20 protein-coding genes and 1 riboswitch are annotated in these 21,714 nt (G+C 37.3%); of the genes, 14 read left to right on the top strand and 6 right to left on the bottom strand.

Going from position 1 to position 21,714, the window contains the following annotated elements; genetic code table 11:
* Window positions 1-114: 114 nt before the first annotated feature.
* Window positions 115-447 (bottom strand): hypothetical protein, encoded by a 333-nt coding sequence (locus U8D43_RS17885; protein WP_335872541.1) that lies wholly within the window; start codon window positions 445-447, stop codon window positions 115-117.
* A gap of 237 nt (window positions 448-684) precedes the next feature.
* Here U8D43_RS17885 and U8D43_RS17880 point away from each other — a divergent pair, with 237 nt between their 5' ends.
* The 5 genes from U8D43_RS17880 (at window position 685) to U8D43_RS17860 (ending at window position 3,300) form a co-directional block, all read left to right on the top strand.
* The gene (locus U8D43_RS17880) at window positions 685-1,029 is read left to right on the top strand and encodes a PadR family transcriptional regulator (protein ID WP_335872540.1); all 345 of its coding nucleotides are present in this window, start codon (window positions 685-687) and stop codon (window positions 1,027-1,029) included.
* Entirely contained in the window at window positions 1,022-1,504 is a 483-nt protein-coding gene (locus U8D43_RS17875) for a hypothetical protein (protein WP_335872539.1), read from the top strand. The genes U8D43_RS17880 and U8D43_RS17875 overlap by 8 nt, the downstream gene beginning before the upstream one ends.
* Window positions 1,501-2,052 carry a permease gene (locus U8D43_RS17870; protein WP_335872538.1) on the top strand — a complete coding sequence of 184 codons (552 nt, stop codon included), beginning with the start codon at window positions 1,501-1,503 and terminating at the stop codon, window positions 2,050-2,052. Before U8D43_RS17875 ends, U8D43_RS17870 begins: the two co-directional genes overlap by 4 nt.
* 56 nt (window positions 2,053-2,108) lie before the next feature.
* The gene (locus tag U8D43_RS17865; protein ID WP_335872537.1) at window positions 2,109-2,423 is read left to right on the top strand and encodes a hypothetical protein; all 315 of its coding nucleotides are present in this window, start codon (window positions 2,109-2,111) and stop codon (window positions 2,421-2,423) included.
* Window positions 2,424-2,679: 256 nt separating this feature from the next.
* The gene (locus tag U8D43_RS17860; protein WP_335872536.1) at window positions 2,680-3,300 is read left to right on the top strand and encodes a nucleotidyltransferase domain-containing protein; all 621 of its coding nucleotides are present in this window, start codon (window positions 2,680-2,682) and stop codon (window positions 3,298-3,300) included.
* Between the two features lie 123 nt (window positions 3,301-3,423).
* Here the strand turns inward: U8D43_RS17860 and U8D43_RS17855 are convergent, their stop codons facing one another.
* Window positions 3,424-3,606: a hypothetical protein gene (locus U8D43_RS17855; RefSeq protein WP_335872535.1), complete on the bottom strand. Its 183-nt coding sequence runs from the start codon at window positions 3,604-3,606 to the stop codon at window positions 3,424-3,426.
* 852 nt (window positions 3,607-4,458) lie between these two features.
* Here U8D43_RS17855 and U8D43_RS17850 point away from each other — a divergent pair.
* Window positions 4,459-6,375 (top strand): alpha/beta hydrolase family protein, encoded by a 1,917-nt coding sequence (locus tag U8D43_RS17850; RefSeq protein WP_335872534.1) that lies wholly within the window; start codon window positions 4,459-4,461, stop codon window positions 6,373-6,375.
* A 1,109-nt stretch (window positions 6,376-7,484) separates the two neighbouring features.
* Here U8D43_RS17850 and U8D43_RS17845 read toward each other — a convergent pair.
* Together U8D43_RS17845 and U8D43_RS17840 are read right to left on the bottom strand one after the other, a co-directional pair.
* A complete protein-coding gene (locus tag U8D43_RS17845) occupies window positions 7,485-7,799 on the bottom strand; it encodes a DMT family transporter (RefSeq protein ID WP_335872533.1) in 315 nt (104 codons plus the stop codon).
* Window positions 7,799-8,140 carry a DMT family transporter gene (locus tag U8D43_RS17840; protein ID WP_335872532.1) on the bottom strand — a complete coding sequence of 114 codons (342 nt, stop codon included), beginning with the start codon at window positions 8,138-8,140 and terminating at the stop codon, window positions 7,799-7,801. Before U8D43_RS17840 ends, U8D43_RS17845 begins: the two co-directional genes overlap by 1 nt.
* A gap of 251 nt (window positions 8,141-8,391) precedes the next feature.
* Window positions 8,392-8,489: riboswitch (guanidine-I (ykkC/yxkD leader) on the bottom strand.
* Window positions 8,490-8,848: 359 nt separating this feature from the next.
* Here U8D43_RS17840 and U8D43_RS17835 point away from each other — a divergent pair.
* Genes U8D43_RS17835 through U8D43_RS17820 form a run of 4 tightly spaced genes read left to right on the top strand, consistent with a single transcriptional unit; the run spans window position 8,849 to window position 12,010 of the window.
* Window positions 8,849-9,469, top strand: a complete 621-nt coding sequence (locus U8D43_RS17835) for a TetR/AcrR family transcriptional regulator (protein WP_335872531.1) — start codon at window positions 8,849-8,851, stop codon at window positions 9,467-9,469.
* Window positions 9,470-9,502: 33 nt separating this feature from the next.
* Window positions 9,503-10,387: an ABC transporter ATP-binding protein gene (locus U8D43_RS17830; RefSeq protein WP_335872530.1), complete on the top strand. Its 885-nt coding sequence runs from the start codon at window positions 9,503-9,505 to the stop codon at window positions 10,385-10,387.
* Window positions 10,388-10,393: 6 nt separating this feature from the next.
* On the top strand, window positions 10,394-11,185 hold the full coding sequence (locus U8D43_RS17825; protein WP_335872529.1) for an ABC transporter permease subunit: 792 nt from the start codon (window positions 10,394-10,396) through the stop codon (window positions 11,183-11,185).
* A 27-nt stretch (window positions 11,186-11,212) separates the two neighbouring features.
* The gene (locus U8D43_RS17820; protein ID WP_335872528.1) at window positions 11,213-12,010 is read left to right on the top strand and encodes an ABC transporter permease subunit; all 798 of its coding nucleotides are present in this window, start codon (window positions 11,213-11,215) and stop codon (window positions 12,008-12,010) included.
* 220 nt (window positions 12,011-12,230) lie between these two features.
* On the opposite strand, the gene U8D43_RS17815 is transcribed toward U8D43_RS17820, so the two are convergent.
* Window positions 12,231-13,294 (bottom strand): IS630 family transposase gene (locus tag U8D43_RS17815; protein ID WP_335872527.1). Its coding sequence is split into 2 segments (ribosomal slippage): window positions 12,231-12,770 and window positions 12,773-13,294, totalling 1,062 coding nucleotides; the frame shifts between segments, so codons are not numbered across the junction.
* Between the two features lie 1,022 nt (window positions 13,295-14,316).
* Window positions 14,317-15,015, bottom strand: a complete 699-nt coding sequence (locus U8D43_RS17810) for a DJ-1/PfpI family protein (protein ID WP_335872526.1) — start codon at window positions 15,013-15,015, stop codon at window positions 14,317-14,319.
* A 585-nt stretch (window positions 15,016-15,600) separates the two neighbouring features.
* Here U8D43_RS17810 and nadE point away from each other — a divergent pair.
* The 4 genes from nadE (at window position 15,601) to U8D43_RS17790 (ending at window position 21,708) form a co-directional block, all read left to right on the top strand.
* Window positions 15,601-16,428: an NAD(+) synthase gene (nadE, locus tag U8D43_RS17805; protein ID WP_335872525.1), complete on the top strand. Its 828-nt coding sequence runs from the start codon at window positions 15,601-15,603 to the stop codon at window positions 16,426-16,428.
* 910 nt (window positions 16,429-17,338) lie between these two features.
* A complete protein-coding gene (locus tag U8D43_RS17800; RefSeq protein WP_335872524.1) occupies window positions 17,339-18,292 on the top strand; it encodes an AAA family ATPase in 954 nt (317 codons plus the stop codon).
* On the top strand, window positions 18,293-19,510 hold the full coding sequence (locus tag U8D43_RS17795; RefSeq protein ID WP_335872523.1) for a DUF58 domain-containing protein: 1,218 nt from the start codon (window positions 18,293-18,295) through the stop codon (window positions 19,508-19,510). It abuts the gene before it with no gap.
* Window positions 19,507-21,708, top strand: a complete 2,202-nt coding sequence (locus tag U8D43_RS17790) for a transglutaminase domain-containing protein (protein WP_335872522.1) — start codon at window positions 19,507-19,509, stop codon at window positions 21,706-21,708. The genes U8D43_RS17795 and U8D43_RS17790 overlap by 4 nt, the downstream gene beginning before the upstream one ends.
* The last annotated feature ends 6 nt before the right edge of the window (window positions 21,709-21,714 follow it).

Raw genomic sequence — 21,714 nt, 5'->3', positions numbered from 1 at the left:
GAGGTAGATATCCAAAAATCAAAACCAGCTTAAATCAAGTAATGGTGCCATAGCCAATCTTTAAAAATGGTCATTCCATTTTAGGGAGGGTGCTTTTTTGTGTCAAAATCAGCATCAAAACCCATTTTCGTATAAAAAGAGCCATTGTGAAAGAAAAACGGGCTCAAGTTGGTCTGAGTGTCCTTGCGAAAAAGAGATGAATAAGCTTTGCATATGAATACGGACATTATTGATAACCATAACCGTCTTCTCTGCAATAGTTTGGTACACTACCTTTTCTTGTTCATGAGAATGCTGCAGAGGTCTTCCAGGTGAATGATTCAACTTCAACCCTTCTAATCCGGTGGTGCAAAAGGTTTTAACGAATACACCAAAGGTACTTGCATGGTGATTAAGAATTATGGGTTTGTTCAACTGATTTTCAACGGAAAGAAGTACAAAATGCATTGATCACCCTCGAAAAAACACCTATCCTTTGTTTCTTTCATAACTTTCTATACCTGTTCTATTCGGACAGAGGCATCTTCAAAGGTTATTGATTTCTTTATAGTCATTCCTCCTCCCAAAATAAATCTAAATCTTAGATTGAAGTAATCAAGCAAACACTAAGCACTTCCTTATTCAAGAACCTATTTTTACCGAGAATATAGAATACAGTTTTAACATTAAAGGAGGTCCAATGTTATGAAACACACAGGCCGACACACAGGCGCATTTCTTTTGTTATTTCTAGCTGAAGAAGATTGTTATGGAGGTAAACTTCTTCGGAAATGTGAGGAAGAGCTTCCTTTCAATCCGATTGATAGTGCGATAATATATCGCACACTGAAAAAGTTAGAGAGAGAAGGTGCTGTTGAGTCTTATTTGGATACAACCAATAGAGACAAACCGATTAGGATGTACAAGATTACTGTAGAAGGAAAAAGAAATTTAGAAGATTTCCAAACAGATATTGAAGAGAAACTACAAAATTTATCATTTTTCCTTAGGAAATATACTGAAGTGAAAAAGGAGTCGGATAATGATTAATGGGGCTATTCTTTACGCTGTAGCTATCATTCTTACTTTTATTTCTTTTTCCAAAAATAAAAGTAAGACGAAAGAGGCTCTTTTAAAGTCATGGAAAATGTTTATTAACATTATGCCTGATGTATTAGCAATTATGCTTTTTGTAGGACTGTCGTTATCTGTATTAACACCATCTTTAATCTCTTCAATAATTGGAGAGAAATCTGGAATTCTAGGTATTGTTTACTCTACAATAATCGGTTCCGTTTCAATAATACCGAGCTTTGTTGTCTTCCCACTTGGGGCTACACTGGTCCAAAATGGTGCAGGTCTTCCTCAAGTAGCTGCATTAATGGCATCATTTATGGCAGTTGGGGTCATAACTTTGCCTATGGAACAAAAAATCTTTGGACGAAGCTTTGCGTACGCTCGAAATGCAGCCGCCGTTTTAATGTCTGTTATCTTCTCCTTCCTTATTTGGGTGGTGATGGCATGAAAAAAATCAAAAAATATCGTTTCTTATTCATTTTATTAATGGGTCTAATTATACTTACTATGATGGACCCTTTTAGAGGGTGGGAAGCAACACAATTAACTGGAACTAGCATTCTAGATATGTTATTGTTGCTCCCCCCTGTCTTAATATTGGTAGGTTTATTAGACAAATGGGTAGAGAAAGAAACACTAATAAAATATATGGGTAAAAAAGCTGGATTCTATGGCATTTTTTTCACGCTTTTATTAGGTGCAATTGCTGCAGGACCTTTATATGTAGCTTTCCCCATAGCGGTGCTTTTTCTCAAAAAGGGGGCAAGTTTGCGGTATATTGTCTTTTTTTTAGGGGTATGGTCGACTGCTAAACTACCCGTTGTAATATATGAATTGGATTATTTTGGAGTAAAGTTTACACTAATTCATATTTGTTTCGGTCTAATCTTCTCCTATCTATTGGGTGTCATATTCGAGAAAATTTACGAAACCAGGGAAACCAGGGGGAAGGTCCCTCTGGTCCTGCAACAAAAAGATCAGAGTAAAGACTATTAGTGTTATCAAACTTTAAAAAAAATGGGTAAACAACTATTGTAAAAGAGGAGAAAAAAATGAAAAAATGGCTGAGAGGTCTGTCTATATCAATTATTGTTTTAGGAAGCTTGCATAACCTGTTTACTTTTAATATCAAACGGTATTTTGAAGAACTTGATTCGATCTTTCAGAAGATATTTGTGGAGATGTTTTTAGGGACTGGAACTGCTGTAATCCTTTTTGGCATTCTGTCTTTAAAAGCGATTAATTTGCTACCATACAAACCGGCTGATGCTATTTTTATTATTCGATGCTCTAGGGGGATCGTATTACTGGTAGGCTTAGGGGCTATTTGGATAACACCTTGGAATCCAATGGCTTATTTGGTATAAATAAATGGAGTGTTAATCATGATGATTATCCGTAGATCAAGCTAATGTTTTACTATAGCTCTTTTTAATAATGATTATTAACCAAGAAATACAGGATAGGTTAATTTCTATTGTGACACAAAGGAACTGTTCCGCTATCTTATTAATTACTTTGAGGAACTAGATCAATCCCTATGAAAGTGCTTGCTGATTATGAGGGGACAGAGAAAGGCTAACATTTAATTATACAGATAAAAGGAGGGAGCTAAAACGTATTATGATAGATAATGAAAAATTACTGCTTGATATCACGGCACATATCAAAGAAAAATATGGTTGCCATACGATACTCTTATACGGTTCTTATGTAACAGGAGACCACACAAATGAGAGTGATATTGATTTAATCGGGTTTACCAATTTAATGGAACAGTATAACGAAGTAGGTCTTTTTAAAGGAAAGCAGTTGGACGTATGGATTCATCCAACCAGTGATATGAACAATTACGACCAATTTTTGAAATTGGATCAAGCTGAAATTCTGCTTGATGAGCACGATAAAGCTAGCCCGTTTATAGAGAATGTTCAGCGTGTATTTGCTGATGGACCTGAGAAACTATCTTTAGATGAGAAGGTTTTTTTAAGGAGATGGCTTCAGAAGATGGAAAAGAGGTCTAGAAAAGGAGATCTTGAAGGAAACTATCGTTTTCACTGGATGTTAAAAGAAAGCTTGGAAATCTATTTTGAACTTAACGGTCGCTGGTATTTAGGTCCGAAGAAGTCATTCACTTGGCTCAAAGAGAATGATTCTGAAGGCTATTACCTTATTCAAAAGGCGTTCAATGAACCGAATGAACATAATCATGTTTCGAAATGGATCGACTACTTAACAACGTAATGTTCTATGTTGCTGACCAAGAGACCAAGGGGACAGTCCCTCTGGTTTCCCAAGTGTTTAGTGCCAGTCACTTACCGTGTTGTGTCGATCATCGATACGCTTGGGGGAGTGACTGGCACTTAGTTAATGCATACCTTTCCATTCACCCTGATTTTTGGATTCTTTTTCTTTTTTCGCTTTTTCTTTATGTGCCTGATTGGCTGCTGCACTACCTAATTCTTGAGAAAACTCTGAATCGATCGTGCTCGAGTCAAATCCTTTTTTGTTTTTTTGTTCAGCGTCGTTTTTCTTGGTCCGTTTGGCCAATAGTATCGCTCCTTTCTATTTTTGTATAGTATAGCTCTTTTCGTGAATTTTATTGCTCCTAGCACAAAGAAAAAGCAAGCAGTAAGGTTTTCTGGAGCTATTTCTTACTTTGTGTTTAAAAATCAAAAATTTCTCGTTAGGAAAAGAGCAAAAAGCCATAATCTTGGCGAATACAGCTTTAGTATAAGATTGGAATAATAAATTATACGTCAAACCCTTAATATTAGGCTTCTTTCGTATAGAGTGTTTCTATTTAATCAAATTTTAGATTGAATTCACTATTTCACTGCTGATTTTCAGCAAAAATAGACGAAAAGCTGCTATGATATCTATCTTTTTAACTGCATCTATCCAGTTGCGAAAAGAAATAAGAGTCAGAGGAAAGAAATCAAGGACCACATCTTGTTTACCTGAGGAACTACCTTTTGAAAATAATACAATTAAATATTCAGAAAATTCTTGACATTTAATTTTGAAAAGAGATATAGTTGTACTAAGTTAATAATTGTGAATGGAGAAAATGGAGTCTCACATAATAGTGCTTTTTCTATAAAGGAAAAGCATATTATGTGAGGCTTTTTGTATCCATTCTATTTCACTCTGGTAAAGGAGGGAAGTGAAGAGTTTTAGTAAAGGTTCTTTTCGTATAGAGTGTTTCTATTTAATCAAATTTTAGATTGAATTCACTATTTTACTGCTGATTTCAGCGAAAATAGACGAAAAGTTGTCCCGAAACAAAGCCATACCCTAGTAAATAGATTGGTATGAAAAGTAATAAACTTTAAGAACACACCTTCAATAAAAAAATGAAATCGTTTCCGTGAAGTGCGAATAAAATTAGGGGGGATAAGCTTGAGGAAAACTTTTTTTTCTAGCCGTTGGGCAGTCATTATTTCATTAATTATTGTTTTAGTAGGAAGTCTTGTCGCGCAGAATGTGCAAACAAATTCAGGTACTGTAACAGTTAAGGATGTTCGTTTTGTTGGAGATAATGGAAATATGTTAAGCGCAAAATTATTTACACCTTCGAACATGAACCCAACAGAAAAGCACCCTGCAGTCTTGACCATGCATGGATATATTAATACAAGAGAGGTACAGGATGCATTTAACATTGAGTTTGCAAGACGTGGATATGTTGTTTTAGCAATGGATATGCAAGGTCATGGTTATTCTGAACAAGAGCCGATTGAATTAACATCACGTGGTGCAATTGCTGGTTTATCATACTTAAGAGGGCTGGGCTTTGTTGATACAAACCAAGTTGCAGTAGAAGGGCATTCAATGGGAGGCTGGTCAACGCTTGCAGCGGCGAATGCACATCCTGATTGGGTGCATACCGTGATTCAAGTAGGTTCTTCAACAGAAACATTTGGAGCTGGGGAAGTAACAGCAGATTCGGAATTTAACTATGCGGTTGTGTTTGGTAAATACGATGAATTTGCTAAACTGATGTGGGAAGTTCCACAAGCAAAGCAAATTGTGGATACAGATAAGTTAAAAAAGGTATTTGGCACAGAAAACACTGTAACTCCTAATGAATTATACGGGTCTTTTGCCAATCAATCAGCACGGACATTGTATATATCAGATGAAACACATCCATCCAATCACTGGTCTGCTGAAACAACTACTTATGTATTAGACTTTTTACAGCAAGCCATTCCTGCGCCAAACCCCGTTGATTCGACCAATCAAATATGGAAAGTAAAAGAGTTTGGTACACTGGGTGCAATGATAGGAGCAATCATGTTCTTATTTTCCTTTGCGGCCAACTTATTACGTACAAACTTCTTTCAATCAATTGTTCAGCCGATACCAGCGTATAAAGGTTATAAAACCAAGGGATCATGGGCAATTGGGGCCGTTATCGCTGCTGCAGTACCGGCTTTAACCTATTACAAATTTCAAGAATGGGGAACAGAGTGGTTACCTGTTAATAGCTTCTGGCCACAGTCTTTAACAAACGGTTTTGTCATTTGGGTGTTGTTTAATTCGATAATTGGCGCTGTCCTATTTGCCGTATGGCATTTTGTAAGCAACAAAAAACAAGGAGCAGCATCTTACAATTATGGATTATCTTATTCGAAAGAAAGTTTCCATTTAAACTTACATGCGATTGGGAAATCTTCCTTACTTGCTATTTACTCTGTAGGCGCACTATTTGGTCTAACGATTGTGGCAGATGCTACTTTATTAGTTGATTTCCGTATTTGGGTCATGGCATTTAAACCAATGAACTGGGCGCAATTTTTTATAATGGTAAAATATTTAGCGCCATTCCTATTATTCTTCCTGGTGAATGGGGCACTTTTACATGGACAGTTTCGTTTAAGGGAAAGTGCCACAAACCGTGGAACTGCGTGGAAGTGGTTTTTTGCCAACGTAGGAATCAATACATTAGGAATTGTTGTCCTACTCATGATTTTCTACATCCCTCTCTTTACTACCGAAGAAATTGATGTAGCGAAGTCATTACTGAGTATTGTTGCATTCCAATTTATCTTCATTAACTTCCTAGTTGCTACTATTTCTACATTTTTTTATCGGAAAACAGGTACGATTTATGTAGGTGCCTTTATTAATGCCTTACTTGTTACGTGGTACATTGTTGCTGGTCAGGCAGTTCAATACGCTGGACAAGAGGCATCCGTTACTGGCAGTGTGTTCGTATATATCGCAAGTGCATTAGTTATCATTTTGGCACTAGTGTTAAGAGGAAAGAAATCTACTTTGAGGAATAGCGAAAAAACGACAATCGCTAGTTAAAGCACTGAAAGGGGGCAATGATGCTTCCTTTTCTGATATGGATAAATAGGGGACAAAGAGAAGTATGAAAAAGAAATGAACTGGGACTATTATTTTCTCGTTTAGCAAATTCCAAAAGAAACGTATAAGCCTTCTAGTTGAGAGCATCGAGGTATGATTTTTATTTTATTTTTGGTTGGAGCATATTTTATAAAGCATGTATCTAGTAAAGGGGATTCAGCTGTTTAGTAATGGACGTTTCCACTCAGAAATAAAAAAGGAACAAGAATCAGGATTGTTAATGATTCATGTTCCTTTTTTTATGGTCATGCTCTATCTATCAGCATGTATGCTCTCTTTAATTCAATTTTCGTCCCTTCTTCGTAAAACACCATGCTGTCATCTAAGATCGCTTCTATTACTTATTAGAGGAGATGAGAAAGTATGCTTCTACGTTTTTATTAATTTTAGGTGGATTATTTATGGTTTTAAGGAAAAGGAAAGTTTTTAGTTGTTTCAGCCGCTTGGATCTTTCCTGTGTTCTTTTTGTTTGCGATTCAGGTGTGTTGATATTTGTTCAGCTAGTTTTTTACGGTTATAGCTTAGCTATTGTCCTACTGTCCTTGCCATTAATCGTTCATGTGAATCAGGACTGTTTTCGCAAAGATTGTGGTCTTTCGAATAGGAGTAAAACCCTTGGCTTGTATGACATCGTGCTCTTTTCTTAAGGCTCTTTCCGTATACATTGTGGCTAAATCACCTGATTTTTGATTAAATCGCCCATTTCATTGTTATTTCCATCAAAAACAGACGAAATGATGCCCGAAACAAAGCTGTATCAACGTTTATAGAGTAGTGCGAAAAGCAACAAACTTTGCGAAAACAGCCTTTCTAAAAAATAACATTTGGAATACTGCATATAAAGTAAAAAATAACTCAAAAAACCTTACCTCCAGTTTTTTCTTTGTGCTAGGAGCAACAATATTCACAAAAAAAGCCTAAATAATAGAAGGACGTATACTGCCCATGTAAAAGTATCTACATATAGTAAAAAAAGAAGAAGTCTATAGAGGTAATCAAGCCTCGTTTCAAATGAAAATTAGGCTTGATTTTATCTTCAATATATATTTTTATGCAACAAGTTTTAGTCCAATAGCTGCACTTAAAATCATTGCAATAAAAACGATCCTCTTCCAATCTTTAGGTTCACCGTATAAAATCATTCCCAATATTGCTCCACCAGAGGCACCAATTCCAGTCCAAATTGCATAAGCGGTCCCCATAGGAAGTGTTTCCATTGCGTAAGCAAGAAATATAAAACTTAATCCAAACCCAAGAAGTAACAAAACTAAGGATTGCCACTTTTGGTCTATATGCAATTTATTTATCATAGTAACACCAAACATTTCAAAGAGACCTGCTAAGATTAAAGAAATCCATGCCATTAGGATTCATCACCTTCCTGAACTTTATCCTTTGTCACTAATTTCAAGCCAATTACTCCTGCTAGTAAAAGTAAAATCAAAAGGATTTTTTCCGTTTTAAATGGTTCACCAAAGAATACTATCTCACTAAAGACAGTTCCGACTGTACCTAATCCCACAAAAACAGCATATACAGTTCCCACAGGAAGTTTTCTTCCCGCCATAATCATTACATAAAAGCTAATGATGATAGCAATAATAGTGCCAGTCCAAGTCCAAAAGTTATCAGCATGTTTTAAGCCATTGACCCAAAGAACTTCAAAGAAAGCAGCAACAAATATTTTAATCCAATCTAGATTCATTAAAAAAACACCTCCAATTTTATTTTCCAAAAGGCTGTTTTCGCAAAGATTGTGGCTTTTCGAATCAGAAGTAATCCCTTGACTTGTATGACATCGTGCTCTTTTCTTGATGAAAAATTCTTTCTAGATAAAGAGGGAGAAATCAATCGAATAAACCCTACTGCCTGTTTTTTCTTTGTGTCAAGAGCAACAATGTATACGAAAAAAACCTTCCAAAAACAAAAAAGCCAAGAAGATAACTGTAAAACAGTATCTCCCAGGCTTTTGTCCTTCCGTGACACAGCAAAGCTGTGAGTTTTCTCTCGGACCAGACCAACGTTACAGTTGCGGAACCCTAGAAAACTTTTCTCATATGCAATTATTTTAAATTATACCCACTATTATAAAAAAATCAACGACAAAACTCCCCGGAATTTTAAATTGCAGAAAATATAAATTATTGAACTTAAAGTAAACGGAGCATATGTTGAATTTTATATACTATATCAATTAGGGCGGAAGGCACTCGGATCCTGCGGGAATAGTGGAGCAGTGAGCCCCGTGGTCCGTGCCCTATCCTCAAAGAGGCTTACCGCCCACTTGATTCCAGGTGAATCATAGCTGGAAAATTTTTATAATATTTATTGACCGGTCTGGTCAACAGGAATTATAATAGAATTGACCACACTGGTCAATTCTATCCCTTAGAGAGGGGAGGTTAAGATTGTTTTGTTCAAATCGTTAAACATCGACCCAGAAAAAGAGGACCGGATAATTAATTCTGCGACAATGATTTTTGCACAAAATGGGTATCAGAATGCCTCTACCAATGCGATTGTGAAGGAAGCGAAAATTTCAAAAGGATTGTTATTTCATTATTTCAACAGTAAAAAAGAATTGTATCTTTCGTTGTATCAGAATGCCTCAGATTTTTTATCAGAAATGGTTATAGAACGTGTCGACTGGAATAATCAAGATATTTTCATTAGGTTACACCAAGTGTCTCTAATTAAACTTGAATTATTTAAGAAATATCCAGACCTAATCAGTTTTCTCCTCAGTGTATACAATGAGAAATCACCGGAAGTCAGCATGGAGATTAACAAAATAAAAGCGGATTTAATTTATAGTGGTTTTCAGCAGATGTTTGCTGATATTGATGTTACGAAATTTAAAGAAGGCATTGATGTTAAGAAGGCAATAGAAATTATTTATTGGACCTTCGAGGGATATGCAAACACTCAACAGCAAAAACTCAAATCACAATCAATAGATGAACTGGATCATGAAGAAATTGTAGCTGAAATAGACTCTTATATAGAAGTACTCAAGAATTCATTTTACAGATAGCTGGATGGATAGGTGAAAGGGAGGATGTAAGCAATGAGTGTGATTGAAATTAATCAATTAACGAAAATGTATGGTAGTTCACGGGGGATTTCTGATATCAGTTTCAATGTTGAAGAAGGAGAAATCTTTGGATTTATTGGACCGAACGGAGCAGGAAAATCAACCACTATTAGAACGCTATTGTCATTAATCTATCCGACCAGCGGGAGTGCGACAATATTTGGAAAGGATTGTATTAAGTTTGCTCCTGAAATTGCCAAGGAAGTGGGCTACCTACCCGCTGAGGTTTTCTATTATAACAATATGAAGGTAATGGATTTATTGAACTATTCTGCAAGCTTTTATAAGAAGGATTGCCGAAAGAGAATGAATGAACTAGCCGAAATCCTCGACCTGGACTTAACTAAGAAAATTGATGATTTGTCCCTCGGTAACAAAAAGAAAGTAGGCATTATTCAAGGATTACTACATGAACCCAAACTCATTATTTTGGATGAACCAACCAGTGGATTGGATCCGTTGATGCAACAAAAATTCTTTGACTTGCTTGAGAAGGAGAATAAGAAAGGAGCGACGATTTTGTTCTCCTCACATATTCTTAGTGAAGTGCAGCGACTTTGCGACCGGGTTGCCATTATTAAAGACGGAAAAATCGTTCAGGTCGAAAAGATTAGCACACTAAAAGAAAATAATCATAAGAAATTTAAGGTAGAACTGGCTGGTCCGCTAAACAATGATTATTTCGATCTGCCTGGTGTAAGTAAACTGGAGAACAAAGATCAGGTAGTCACCTTCCTGTTCAGAGGTGACATCAATACCATTATGAAGAAGATTGGTGAAACTCGAATTGCGAATTTATGGATCGAGGAACCCGATCTAGAAGAGATTTTCATGCATTATTATGAAAAGGAAGTGTGATCCTTTATGAATGTATTTATGTATGAGCTGAAGGCGATTCGCAAGTCTACTCTAATCTGGACAGGAGCCCTAGTCGTTTTAGTTGTATTCTTTATGTCCATGTTTCCGGCCATTACAAAGGAAATTGAGGAGTTTAAGAAATTATTAGCGGGCTTTCCGGAAGGGGTAAGAGCTGCGTTAGGGATTCAGATAGATACTATTGGTTCTGTTGTGGGGTTTTATTCGTATACTTTCGTGTATATCACCTTATGTGGAGCCATTCAAGCGATGAACTTAGGTATCTCGATTGGATCTAAAGAGGTTCGTGAGAAGACAGCAGATTTTCTATTTACAAAACCTATTGCTCGTCGAAAAATCCTTGGTTCTAAGCTATTGGCGTCGTTAACGTCATTGGTCTTTACGAATATTATTTTTATCACTGCCGCTACGATTATGGCAAATGCTATTAAGAACGAGGCCTATAGTACTGAAGTCTTCATGCTGATTTCCCTTTCACTATTTTATTTACAGCTTATTTTCCTTGCGCTCGGTATCATTGTCTCTGTTCTTTTTTCTAAAATCAAGTCTGTTGTATCTGTTTCACTGGGTATTGTGTTTATGTTTTTTGTGATTGGTATGGTAGCGGCAAGTGATGATGTTGGTCGTTATTTCACTCCTTTTAAGTATTTTGATAATGCCTATATTATGCAGAATTCTAGTTATGAATGGTCCTATATCATTACGGGGTTGGGAATAATGATCATTTCTTTAGTAGCTAGCTATATACTATATCTCAAAAAGGACATTCATACTGTATAGCATTTTTGGAAAAGGAGGGGCATGTTCATGAACATCTTTAGAAAAGAAATGAAGGCGCACCGTAAATCACTGATTATCTGGTGTATTGGGATGGTGGCTATGGTTGGTTCGGGTATGGCTAAATTCGGCAGTTTTTCTTCCAGCGGTCAATCGATGAATGATTTAATTTCACAGATGCCAAAATCCCTTCAAGCTTTGTCTGGTGTAGGCACTCTGGATGTTTCTACGGTAAGTGGGTATTATGGCGTTCTATTTATGTATCTTGTGTTGATGGCGTCCATTCATGCAACGATGCTTGGCGCGACAATTATTTCGAAAGAAGAGCGAGATCACACGACCGAATTTTTATTCGTGAAACCAGTAGCAAGAAAGAAAATCATTACCATCAAATTCCTCGCAGCTTTAACGAATGTAGTGATTTTGACGATAATTACTTGGGTTTCAAGTATCTTCATTGTTGGAAATTACAGTGACGGGGAATCCATTGTAGGCAATATCGCAATCACGATGGCGGGGATGTTGATTTTACAATTATTATTTCTCGCAATTGGAACCTCGGTTGCGGCCGTGTCGAAGAAGCCGCACAAAGCTACCGCGTTAGCGACGACGGTATTGCTAATAACGTTTATCGTTTCGATCGCCATTGATTTAAGTGAAAAAATCGAATTCTTAAGATTTATTACTCCGTTTAAATATTTTGAAGCAAAGAATATTATGTATGGTGGTGGATTTGAAGCCATCTTTATTTTCTTATCGATTAGTCTCATCATTCTCCTATCAGTCGTAACATTTGTTTTCTATAATAAGCGAGATTTAAAGGTATAGACAAGGTCAGGCGCATCCTTCAAATGGATGTGCCTTTTACTGTAAAATAGCAAGTTTAGTCGTAATTACAAGGATCAGCTAGGTTCAATTGACAAGTAATTCAGAATCATATTCATTAGCAGGCGGATACACTAAAACAGAAAGGAGGTAACAGGGATGAACAGGTTACAAGCCGTTTATTAATAGAATATTAATGAACTATATATTCGGTAAAAAATATTTAGAATTGCATGCACAGCCGATTCATAGTGACTTCTGGCGTTTTATTGATGTGACGAACAAACCCTTGAACAGCTTTACGTATTTTTTGAACAGAATCAAAGAATACATTGTTGATGACAGATGACTTTAACCAACCCCAAAGTTCTTCAATCATATTAAGGTTTGGGCTATAAGGCGGAAGGTAGACCAAAGTAAGAAGGTTCTTATGTTGTTCTAAAAACGGTTGGATACGTTTTGCATGATGAATTCTCGCGTTATCTAAAATCATGACAATCTTTTCTCCATTATATTTATCGATCACTTTTTCGAGAAAGGACAGGAATTCCTTGGCCGTATAGCGCTCTTCCTGGATACAGAATACCTCTCCTGTCTCGTAATCCAACGTACCAATTAACTTTGCACCCCAATGTTTTCCATAGGTCGGAATGATCTTTTGTTGACCTTTGGCAAACCAAGTTCGTGATAAAGCTTGATAGTCTCGAATCATGGGTTCATCCTCAAATAAGATGTGGTCTATTTCCCCATCTAGGAGTTTTTTTTAAGCTGTTTAAACTCTTCTTTGAACGCTTCTTGTTTGACAGGATCAGCTTTAGCCAGTGTATACGTTGGTTTGGTGAAGCTCAGATTGAGACGGTAGAGCAATGCCCGCACGCCACGATCTGAGTAGGAAATGTTAAATTCCTGCTTGATCCATTTGTTTATGATAGGAGCCGTCCAATTCCTTTCCACTGGAAAACCTACATCAACGGGCGTTTGGTTCACAATCGTTTGATAGACTTTTTCCTCCTGATCGGGAGTGAGTTTCCGATTTCGACCCGTGGGAAGATCTCTTTGGAGTCCATCCAGTCCACCCTCACGATACGCCTTACTATAATTGTAGAGTGTGGAAATCCTTCGTCCAACTACTTCCGCTATGTTTGGATAGGATTCCCCACGTAGAACCATCAAAATCGTTTGATAGCGCTCGAGCATTCGTAGATCTTTGTTTCCTTTGATGGCTGCTTTTATTTCTTGAGCTGCTTGATCTTTTTCACTTGGATGTACGCCTACACGTTTGCTCATATGTCCGGTCCCCATTCAATAAATGTTACTTTCTATTATACAGGATGAATCTAGATCTATTGCAATCTATTGGATTTTATTCCATATATTAAATACCCAATATATAGTAAGAAATCATGAGCTACATAATATCTATTTAGATGAGGATGGTCATGTGATCTTGCTTGCCTTTACGAAGAAAAATGGTTATTATCGTCACCCCATTTTAATTCATTTCTATTAAATAGAGGAAAAAGGAAATTCAAACCTATTTCCCTATGGATGAAGAGGATTGCATCTTTAAATGTGACTATGCGATAGGAAGGACGCGTAATCTGTTTTTAGTTGGCTCTTTTTATATGAAATAGGTTTTGATGCTGATTTTGGCGTAAAAAAGCACCCTCCCTACAAGGGCTAATCCGTTTTTTGAAAAGTAGACAGAATTCTTTTTTTGTAGATTTCTTGTTTTTTACCTGCACTTTCATAACAATACCTATTTCCGCTATATGCATTTCGGTGGCATCTAGCGGAAGTGGTTGTTAACTTGTGTCTCTTACAGGTACGAAGATCATCTTAGTTTCTACCAAATCATCGTTGACTGAATGGATTAAGATTAAACCGCTAGACCCCATTTTTATCTTTTGCGGTGTCTGTGAGGGACATGGGGGGTTCGTATACCTTGTTACTATTTCATCTAATTTTAGATTCAATCCTTCATTTTGTTGTTAATATTCATCAAAAATAGACGAAGAGATACCCGAAGCAAAGCTATCTCACCGTTTATAGACGGGTTCGAAAAGTCACATTCTTGGCGAAAACAGTTTTTTTGTTTGTAGAAATAATGGTATCAGATTGAGAGTTGAGACATCGTTGAGTAGCTTTATCTCACTACATTGTTTATGTAATGAATTTAAGAATGAGTCTAAGATCTTTAGATAATCGGAACAGTTAGGGTTATTGTTGAGGTTGGAATTCAAGAAAATGTTCATTCCAGTATCTAGTTATTCCTAATAACTAACAGAAAGTATTTTTGGCGAATCCGGCTATTTGTTCAGTTTAAGAATGTTTTTTGAGTTTTTTATCATACCTATTAATCCAAGGCCTTTTTTCGCATCTTTTGTTAATTTCTCATCAGCGATTTTAATGATTTTTTCATCCGCATTTAAATAATTCCCTGAATTAAATAATGGTTGTGGATCATATTCTATTGCAAGTTGAATAGCTTTGGTTTCATCTTCTCCAACAATATGGTTTGAAAGATATAAAGCCATATCTATACCTGCAGATACTCCTGCGGCTGTGATATATTTTCCTTGTTCAACTACCCTTTCTCTTTTTGGAGTCGCTCCAAAATCTTTTAGTAGATTGATAGGTTTCCAGTGCGATGTTGCGTTTAACCCAGAGAGAAGACCTGCCGAAGCAAGTATTAATGAGCCTGAACAAACAGATGTGGTCCATGTTGTTGTTTTATTTACTTCCATTATCCAGTTTAATACTTTTTCATTTTTCATTTCATTCATAAAACTTATGGTGGATCCTGGGATGATCAAGATGTCTGCTTCAACCATATCATCGATACTATATTTCACGTTAATATCAATAAAACCAGAATCAGCTTTTATATTACCTGCTTTTTCAGCAACAAAGAACACTTCAGTACCTGTAATATTTCTTAAAACCTCATAAGGTCCAATAGCATCAAGCACAGTTAACCCATTATACAAATATATAATTACTTTCATATTTTCCTCCTACTAATATTTATTCATATTTTAGTTACTTGCTTCTATTTTTTTGAAGGTCTTAAATTATTGTGAACTTTTCGTTTACCTAATTTAATATTAGCACAATTATCCATTCATTTAGGAGAGATAATTCACATGAAGTATCCCATATGCTAAAGAGGCGTTATTAAATAAATGTCCCTGCGTGCTGAAAATATTAAGTGTTGAGAGCTCGCGGAAGTTCACGGTCAGTTTGCTTACAGTTCTACTGTCTTGAGATGTTTTATTAGGTCGAGGTATTTATTCGTAAAGTCATTAAACCGCCGTAACAGACTTTTGACGGTTATTCATATTTGGGGTAGACATCTAAAATTCACACAAACTGTGCTTCAAAACACGGCCCTGTCCAGTCGGGTTCATGATGTGATCTCCGGCTTTCCTACGAAAAACTTTATCAACTACGTCGGTGAGGTTTTTCCATATGAATAAAGAGGATAGAAAGGAGAAGAATAAAAAAGGATGTGATATAGTAAACACATATCAGAAAAACGTAATTTTTTCCGTGTGCATACAACCAAAAGCTGTAAAATAGGAGTGAATGAAGTGAACTCACTACAAAAGCAAATTGTTGCAGAAATGATGGTTCAGCCAGAAATCAATCCACAAGTAGAGATTCGAAAAAGTATAGATTTTCTGAAAGCCTATTTAAAGAAACATCTTTTTTTGAAAGGCTTTGTTCTCGGAATTTCAGGGGGGCAGGATTCTACATTAACGGGGAAACTTGCGCAAATGGCCGTCGATGAAATGAATCAAGAAAATTCAACTGATAAATATTCTTTTTATCCAGTTCGACTTCCGTATGGTACTCAAACGGATGAAGCGGATGCACAAGCAGCCATCAAATTTATGAATGCTTCCGAATTGATCACGGTCAATGTTCAACCAGCTGTCGATTCGAGCGTTTCATCGTTGGCTGAATCAGGGATTGAGATATCTGATTTTGTTAAAGGGAATGAAAAAGCTCGTGAGCGAATGAAGGTTCAATTTAGTATTGCCTCAATGAAGAACTGTGTGGTGCTAGGTACTGACCATTCGGCCGAAGCGGTAACAGGATTTTATACGAAATTTGGTGATGGAGGAGCCGACTTGGTGCCGATTTTCCGTTTAAATAAGCGGCAGGGAAGGTTGGTGTTAAAAGAACTTGGCGCACCAGAACATCTTTACTTGAAAAAACCAACAGCGGATCTAGAAGATAACCGTCCAGGCTTGCCAGACGAAGCGGCACTGGGTGTCACCTATGATGAAATCGATGATTACTTAGAAGGCAAAGAAGTTTCTGAAAAAGTCCAACAAGTTATAGAAGGACATTATCTTAAGACCCAGCACAAACGTCATCTGCCCATTACAATCTTCGATGACTTTTGGAAATAAGGAAAGCGGAGCTGGCAAACGTCTAATATGATATTGGCAACTGAAAAGAGCGGAAGTAGATTAAATAATCTGCTTGCGTTCTTTTCTGCTTTATTCAAAGTTAAGAACCTGCGCCTTTTTTAAGTGGTTTTCTTCTCAGGCTGTTTTCGCAAGGCTCTTTGTATGAAAAAAGGAATATTTAGGTATCGTCAAATTAGTAAGTTTACCTTAAACATATCGGGTTTATACCATTATTGGGGTTGAAATTACTTTTTTTCATGATAGGTGGTGGCGGCGTGACGTGAGCGCTGCCATCGAGTTTTTCGTATACATTGTGGCTATTTTATCTGATTTTTAATTAAATTGCCCATTTCACTGATGATTTCCATCAAAAATAGACGAAATGATGCCTGAAACAAAGCTATATCAACGTTTATAGACTGATTCGAATAGGAGTGAAACCCTTTGCTGGTAAGAATTTGTGCACTTTTCCTAACAAGAAATTTTTCATTTTCAAACAGAAAATAGAAAATCAAAAGAAAAAACCTTACTACCTGTTGTTTCTTTTGCCAAGAGCAACAGATTATACGAAAAGAGCCTATTTAAAAAATGCACCAGCTAGCATATGATCTTCGTAAGCTGATTTCATGTTGTTTTCTTGATATTTACAACGAGATAGTAATTCTAGCAATTCTTTTGGAAGAGGCTCCAGAAATTATCCTCATAAGTCGACCATTACCCTCTTTATGAGGATAATCAATTCGTTAATATCCATCAATAGTTTGTACAAACATTGCACTTTCTCACGTGAGACTGTATACAATGGTCTCGCATTTTAATATAGTTAGAGTATGGATAATTTTGAATTTTCAATGGATTATTAGTAGATAGACAATTAAATAGTATCTATAGTTGCGGGAGGAGAATTTTGATGAGAGATATTCAACATGCCAAGCTTAAAGAAGTGATAGATAATATTGAGAAGGTCATGATTGGAAAGAGAGAGGTAGCTGAGTTAAGTATTGTAGCGTTATTGTCTGGTGGGCATGTGTTGTTGGAGGATGTACCAGGAGTGGGAAAAACGATGATGGTCCGCTCATTAGCGAAGTCTGTTGGGGCTGCATTTAAACGGATACAGTTTACGCCTGACTTACTTCCATCAGATGTGATAGGGGTGTCGATTTATAATCCGAAGGAACTTGAATTTGAATTCCGCCCTGGTCCGATTATGGGAAATATTATACTGGCAGATGAAATTAATCGGACGTCGCCAAAGACCCAATCTGCTTTATTAGAAGGAATGGAAGAAAAGAATGTAACGATTGATGGGGTAACAAGACCACTAGGTACTCCGTTCTTCGTAATGGCCACTCAAAATCCGATTGAGTATGAGGGGACGTACCCACTTCCAGAAGCGCAACTTGATCGTTTTTTATTAAAGATGAAAATGGGGTATCCAAGTATTCAAGAAGAAATGGATGTTTTGGACCGCGCGCAAAGATCTCAACCAATTGATCATTTGACTCCGGTGATGACATTGGAGGAATTAATGGATCTTCAAGAGCAGGTAAAGGAGATTCATGTGGATACGACGATAAAAAAATACATAGTCGAGATTGCTACGAGATCACGACAGCATGCAAGTGTGTACTTAGGCGCAAGCCCGCGTGGTTCCATCGCCTTGATGAAAGCTTGTCAGGCCTATGCACTCTTATATGGTAGATCCTATGTCATTCCGGATGATGTGCAATTTTTAGCGCCATTTGTGTTCTCTCATCGAATCATTTTGAAATCTGAGGCCCGCTATGAAGGTATTACTGCGGAGGAAATTATTGATCGAATTATCGCCCGCATTCCTGTTCCCATTCAAAAGGTTGTGAGGTAAATGAGACAAAAACTTCAATGGGTAAAAGTAGTTGGGAAGATTTTGCTACTGCTTCTCCTTTTGGGAGTTACGTTTTCGTACGCAATGTTTCAAGGAGGATTTGTTAGCTGGTTTCTCTTTTATAGTTTTCTTCCTTTTTCTTTCTATGCGCTATTGTTGTTTTTTTACCCGTTAGCAGAAATGGAAGTAGAACGAAACCTAAAGACAAAGGCTTTGAAAGCAGGGGATTCTCTAACTATTACGATTACCATAAGAAGACGATTTCCTTTTCCGTTATTTTATTTATTAGTAGAAGATTTGGTTACGCCGACAATCTTTCGCTATTCTCCCTATGATGTAGCAAAAAGTATTGTTTATCCTGGGTTTCAACGAGAGATCCAACTAGAATACACCGTCGATCAACTTCCCCGAGGAGAGCATGTTTTTTCAGGTATACGAATAGGTACAGGAGATATTTTTGGACTATTTACGAAAGAACGTCTAATCCTGCTAGACGAGGAGGTGCTCGTGTATCCTTCCTATGTCGAGGTGATTTATCGCCCTCTAGAAAATCAGTTTGATCAAGGGTTGGCATCTTCAAATATTAAAATCCAAAAAGACACGACGATGGCAACGGGTATTCGTGAATATCAATCGGGAGATCGTTTTTCGTGGATACACTGGAAGTCATTTGCCCGTACGAATACATTAAAAACGAAAGAGTTTGAAGAACGACAGTCTCATGATGTGTTAGTGTTGTTAGACCGTACGCCTGCTCCGGCTTTTGATGATCTTGTAACTTTTACAGCATCGGTCATCCGAGCTGTCTTGAAAAAGGGAGCGCAGACGGGGTTGTTGTCATTTGGGGAAAATTATTATTCCTCACCGATTCGAGATGGACAAGAGCAAATGCAACAATTGTTTTACCATTTAGCGAAGGTGCAAGATGATAGCCCTTCTTCATTAGCGAAAATTTTAGAAGGAGCAGGAATTAATTATCAGCAGTCAGCAACGATGCTGATGGTCACTTCAACTTTGGCGAAAGAAACCATTTATGCTCTTCAACACTATGCTAAAAATAATCCTTCGGTTGTCATCTTTTTAGTGAAGAAAAAAGACGAGAAGCTCAGCTTGAATGAACAAAGTATGCAGGCGTTAGCTGCTTCTCGAGGGATAGTTGTCAAGGTTTGTCGTGAAGGGCAATTTCAATCTGCCTTTTCGGAGGTGAAACGAGCATGAGTGAATATGTACAGAAAAATTGGCAACGAGCCACTTTCTTTCTTATGGGCTTCATCTTACTTTGGGAGTGGCTACGTCCTCTAGAGGTAGTAACAGACACGGGGGATATCAATTACTTTTTGTTTTTTATTTTTATGTCTCTTTGTTTAGCTTATTATCAAGCAAGTGTATGGCTATCTCTCGCCCTGAAAACACTAGTAGTGTTGTATAGCATTCATGCACTCTACTATTCCGTGCCCCTTCTAAGCTTTGAATGGGTCGGTCTGTTGCTAGGCGATGTCTTTGCGGGTGTTGGCTGGATTTTTCAGCAGGAATGGACACAATTAACCAATCCACTCCGCACGCTATTGTTTTTTATCTTACTTTGGCTAATGACGTATTTGGTAAACTACTGGCTCGATATTAAAAGAAGTATGTTTCTCTTTTTTGTAGTGACGATCATCTATATTGCGATTCTAGATACCTTCACAGTCTATGATGCGAAGTTCTCTATTATCCGTACAGTCATTCTCGGCTTTATCTTGCTCGGGTTATTGGCATTAGAGAAGCTATCCTCTAAGGAAAACTTCCGAAATGCTGGCCGTGTTTTTCAGCGATGGGTCATCCCATTATTGCTTATGGTATCACTAACCTCGCTATTTGCTTATATCGCTCCGAAAGCTCAGCAGCCGAAATGGCCAGATCCTGTTCCATATATTACAAGTTTAAATCCAGATAGCGGGGTAGGACCTGGAGGAGTCAGCAAAATTGGGTATGGTGAAAATGACTCGGTTCTAGGGGGACCATTTATAGGGGATGATACCCTCATTTATCAAACTGAAGTAAAAAATGGGCATTATTGGAAGATAGAAACGAAAAGTGTCTATACCGGAAAAGGTTGGATTGTGGAAAATGGCGAAGATTCCACCTCTTTTGAACAAGAACAGTCAATCCCCTATTTGTTTCATGATCCGACAAAAGAAGAAGTGAAGGAAAATGTAAAAGCCATTTCGAATTTTTACGCTCATGTCGCGTACCCCTACGGACTAGAAAAGGTCACTTTTGGCACTAGAGAAGATTTACAGATGACATATAACATATTAACAGAAAAAATACGTCCGACGAAAAACGATAAAAATGTCATAATCAAGGAATATTCGGTCACTTACCGTGAGCCAGCTTATATAATTGATGACATGAAGAAGATGGAGGGTGCCGAAGAGTTAAAAGAGTCGAAACTATACCAACTTTACACTCAGCTTCCACCAGAGTTGCCAGAGAGAGTAAGTTTACTAGCAGAAGAAATTACGAGTAATGAAACCAACTGGTATGACAAGGCTAGAGCTGTTGAGGGGTATTTTCGCCGAAATGGCTTTGTGTATGATCAAGAAGATGTGTTAATTCCGGGTCCGGAAGATGACTATGTCGACCAGTTTCTATTTGATTCCATGCGAGGCTATTGTGATAACTATTCTACATCGATGGTGGTTCTTCTTCGGTCTGTTGGTGTTCCAGCCCGATGGGTGAAGGGATTTACAGATGGTGAGTTTGTGAAATCATTAGAAAATAGCTATAAACAATATGATGTAACCAATAATAATGCTCATTCATGGGTGGAAGTTTATTTCCCTGAAGCAGGTTGGGTTCCATTTGAACCGACCGTAGGCTTTAGTAATTCCGTGAACTATCGGCAAACGTTAGACGAACCGACCGATGAAAATCCCAACGAAGAAGTAGTGGCACCGGTAGAAAAAACTGAAACACCGGATCAAGATTTAATGCCGGATGAACTAAGTGATGGTTCTTCTCCTGAGAGTGAATCGACGGGGACGAAAGTGAAAAACTATTTCATAAATCATTGGTTTAAACTTCTCTCCGGGACAACGGTCCTCGTAGGACTTCTATTATTCTTGTATATTCGCCGAGCGAAGTGGCTACCTTATGTTTTAATGATTCGTTATGGAAATAAGAAGCAAGATAAAAATTTTATGAAAGCTTATGTAGCTTTGTTGCGCCAACTTGAGCGTTACGGATTAAAAAAGGAAGATGACCAAACGCTACGCTCATATGCCCATTATATCGACTCTTTCTTCGGTACAAGGGAAATGACCTCGTTGACAAGAGTCTATGAAAAAAGGTTGTATGGTGCAAGCAAAGAGGGCGATTGGAATGAATTAAAGGAATTGTGGGAAAATTTAATTAAAAAAACAGCGGGTTGACCTATG

This window comes from Bacillus sp. 2205SS5-2 (genome assembly GCF_037024155.1).
GTDB lineage: Bacteria > Bacillota > Bacilli > Bacillales > Bacillaceae_K > Bacillus_CI.
Note: the sequence above shows the minus strand (reverse complement) of the source record. Positions and strands in the feature narration are given on the sequence as shown.